The sequence below is a fragment of the Anaerobacillus sp. genome, assembly GCF_046314235.1.
Taxonomy (GTDB): domain Bacteria; phylum Bacillota; class Bacilli; order Bacillales; family Anaerobacillaceae; genus Anaerobacillus.
The window spans coordinates 1-3,307 of sequence record NZ_JBKBWN010000046.1; the positions used below are offsets into that span (position 1 = coordinate 1).

General features: G+C 30.3%; 4 protein-coding genes. All 4 read right to left on the minus strand.

Annotation, left to right across the window (positions count from 1 at the left end; all coding sequences use genetic code 11):
- Nucleotides 1-260: 260 nt before the first annotated feature.
- The 4 genes from ACK4M9_RS22655 to ACK4M9_RS22670 all read right to left on the minus strand — a co-directional run bounded on the left by ACK4M9_RS22655 (nucleotide 261) and on the right by ACK4M9_RS22670 (nucleotide 3,050).
- Nucleotides 261-473: a hypothetical protein gene (locus tag ACK4M9_RS22655; protein ID WP_409855048.1), complete on the minus strand. Its 213-nt coding sequence runs from the start codon at nucleotides 471-473 to the stop codon at nucleotides 261-263.
- A gap of 26 nt (nucleotides 474-499) precedes the next feature.
- Nucleotides 500-766, minus strand: coding sequence for a hypothetical protein (locus ACK4M9_RS22660; RefSeq protein WP_409855049.1), 267 nt, complete (start codon nucleotides 764-766; stop codon nucleotides 500-502).
- Between the two features lie 120 nt (nucleotides 767-886).
- Complete coding sequence (locus ACK4M9_RS22665; RefSeq protein ID WP_409855050.1) at nucleotides 887-1,738, minus strand: abortive infection family protein; 852 nt, start codon at nucleotides 1,736-1,738, stop codon at nucleotides 887-889.
- 28 nt (nucleotides 1,739-1,766) lie between these two features.
- A complete protein-coding gene (locus tag ACK4M9_RS22670; RefSeq protein ID WP_409855051.1) occupies nucleotides 1,767-3,050 on the minus strand; it encodes a hypothetical protein in 1,284 nt (427 codons plus the stop codon).
- Between the last annotated feature and the right edge of the window lie 257 nt (nucleotides 3,051-3,307).

The window sequence follows — 3,307 nt, forward strand, 5'->3', positions numbered from 1 at the left end:
CAATTACTTTCTGAAACGACAATCCATATATTTTTGCAATATCCTCATTTGTCATTTTCTCTTTAAGATATTGTTCGAGACTTTCTTTACTTGGAAACACAATATTTGCACCTTTCTGTTCGATTTATTGATTTTCTTATTTAATATCTTCAATCATTTCTTCAATTAAATAAGAAGTTATCTAATTTCTTAAATAGAAAATTAAATAACTTCTTAAATAACTTATTTAGTTCGGACCCTATATATAGAAGAAATAAAATTCAAATTTTATGATTTTGTTTGATTGTTTGTTTAACCCATTCTTCATTTGCACATTGACCTGCAGCCATCATAACTTCTTCTGTCATGATTAATGGTCTGTAATTTAATAAATCAGAATTAAACTCATCTTTCAAGGACTCAGGACTTACAGGTCTAATAACAATCGCGGTTACTTGTTCCACTTCACCAATTTCTTTTAAGTATTTGTACACCATCCCCTCGCCATTTTCTTCTCCATCTATATGATAATATCCATCTTCATCTTCAAGTAAAAAAAATCGTAAAATAATTTTTTTCTATAGGACTTTGATTCTACCTCTTTTTCAATTAATCTTGGTAGTTTAGCAGAATATTCGAGAATATCGCTTTGTACACATGATCCAACTATTTCATTTGGATTAATTTCAGTATCAACTTTCGCGAACGTTGCAATTCCTTGCGCTGCAAAATCCATGCATTTTTCCATCATTAAGTCTAAGCTCTTTGATTCTAAAAAGTTATCCATTTCTCTGAACCTCTTTCGCATTTTATTAACTTCCCTCCCGTTATATCGATTGTTTCTAATATGTAAATCAAAAAACAAAAAAACTCTCCATCATTTTTCAGGAGAGTGAAAACAGACATACTATGTGATTTTTTGTTTTGCTTCTTGTTGATACTTATAAGTGTGGAATAAGAAGTTACAAATAGTGATAGAAGAATTCACTGCCATCACCGCATGATGCCTTGAAGCTTTTACTGTAGGAAGATGTGAGTCTCCAGATAAATTTCTTATCTCAGCAAGACCCTGAATAACACTGTTGAATCCTCTGAGAATTTGATTGAGGCTTTCTTCATATTTTTTTGATGCCGATTCTCCTTCGCTTGCAACACCACTCTTAATCTCAACTTTATCCATATTCAAGTGTTTTTTAAGCCTCTTGTATAGCTTGAGTAAATCATAGTTATCAATTTGCTCTTTATTTTCAGGTTCAAACTTCATCAAAAGTTCTTTAATAACGGACTCTACTAAAGTTTTAGAAGAGGTAATTGCTCCAGCATAATCATTTTGTTCGATTCGTTGCTCGCCTCTTCTAATTTCAGTCAAGATATAATCATGAGTTAACACATCTGGCAATTCTGCTTGTACAAAAATAATCTGCAATAAAATATTTTCTGATTCGATCTCATCAATAACATAGTTTAATTGTTCTCTGATATCTTTAACTTCCATGGTATTGTCCATAAGTTCAATCATATAAAACTCTAAAAAGTCTATAAGTTCTCTGTTTTTACTAAACATTAAAGGAACAGTAAGATTATTTTTTTTATAAAAAAGCAACAACATTCTTCTTGCTTCTTTGTATTCAATTGGGTGCAATATTTTATTCGATTCTTTCACATTATATGAATCTAAAAATCGTTGTTCCCAATAATAGTTTACTACTTTAACTAAAGAGTCTCTGAACTCTTCAAGATATGTCACTGTTGTATTCAAATCATCCCTCCTAACATTTAAATCTATTTCAGGTAAAGATTTGGTGTAAATTCTTTATTTCCCCTTCTAGTTCGAATAACCGTTTCATTTGAGATTTAAAATCAGGATTACTTATCATGTATTGAGTGAGCATTTCATTAAATGCACCGTATTCATATGTACGGTTGTACGGTCTATTTATTGCTTTTGCAAGACTATAATCTAAGATAGTATGAGTAATAAACCAAATAATTTTACTCGAATTATTATTAAATTTAATATAGGTATAGCTATTTAGATCTTGAATAAATTGAGAATTTAAACTTTCAAAAAAACCATTTTCCTTCAGTATTTTACTAACTTCATCTGAAGGTAAATTAAATTCATTTAACTCTTTATACAGGTTTTTATAAAACTTATCACTTTCCGATTTTGGGATATGATTATTTTTAATAAGATAGATTATTAATTCCCAGGGCTTTAAATTGTAATGGTTCATTTCTTTAAATATTACAGTTGTCCACAACCTTCTAAAAATGCTAGAGTCTTTTGAAACGTAAGTCAGTGCTTGGGGATAATGAGACATATAAATAGTGAAATTTTGTTCATTTCCTGATAAATACTCTATCAAATCAGACTTTAATTGATCGTTCCCTTTTACAAGTAAGTCTATCCAAAATCTAACTATTTTATCGTATTTTAATCCACGACCTTCTAAGAAATCAATTTTACTTTGAAGTTGAAATAGGAAATCTTTAATCTCTTCCTTTTCGACAGAATGTGTAATCCGATAAATCAAACTATCATATGAAGTTTCAGGACTTGTAAAGGTAGGATCAAAATGCTCTTCGATTTCGTTTAATAGTGATTGTGCTCCTCCTAATAAGACAATTTTCGAGAGGTGCGACTGCATAAAATTCCAAAGATTCTCTACATGACTATGGTCAATCATTACAGTCTTGGCATGAGCACAATCATTTCTCCTTCTTCGAAAATATTTTATGTCCTCCATAATATTTTCAGATATAAGAAAGTATTTATTTTTTTGAGTTTCTTTATCTTTTTGGGATAGCATATTATTTACTTCAGCTTCCCATTTATCTTCGTTACGCAAGTTTTTTATACTGTTTGTCCATTTAGAACTATCAGGGTAATCTGAATAGTTGCCTTGTAACACCCTTTCTTTAATTGTTAGTAAAAAACCCATATACGACATAAGAAAGGCACTTCTGTAAGCGGCATTTTTATAACAGATTATTGATTCTTGAAATAACGTATTTACATCCCCTGAAAAATTTTGATTCGATATCCATTGCTCAATTTCTAATTTCAATTTAAGCCCCTCTTTCCTCTCAGTTAATAATCTCTTATCAACATTTTAATATAGCTTTGGAGGTTTATGGAGAAAGTAGAACACTTTTTATTTTCAACATCAAATAGGAGTTTAGGTACCTATGATAAGTTTTCTCCTTCACACGTTATTATCAGCCTTACTCTGTTTTTTTCAAATTATGTAGGGCGTATCTTCATCAGTCAGATGTACTGACGAAGAAAGCCATATGATACTTCTTCACATTGGAAGCTCACCAT

Excerpts from the sequence above, each read along its gene's own strand:
- ACK4M9_RS22660 (WP_409855049.1), bottom strand. The coding sequence starts at position 766 with ATGGATAACTTTTTAGAATCAAAGAGCTTAGACTTAATGATGGAAAAA.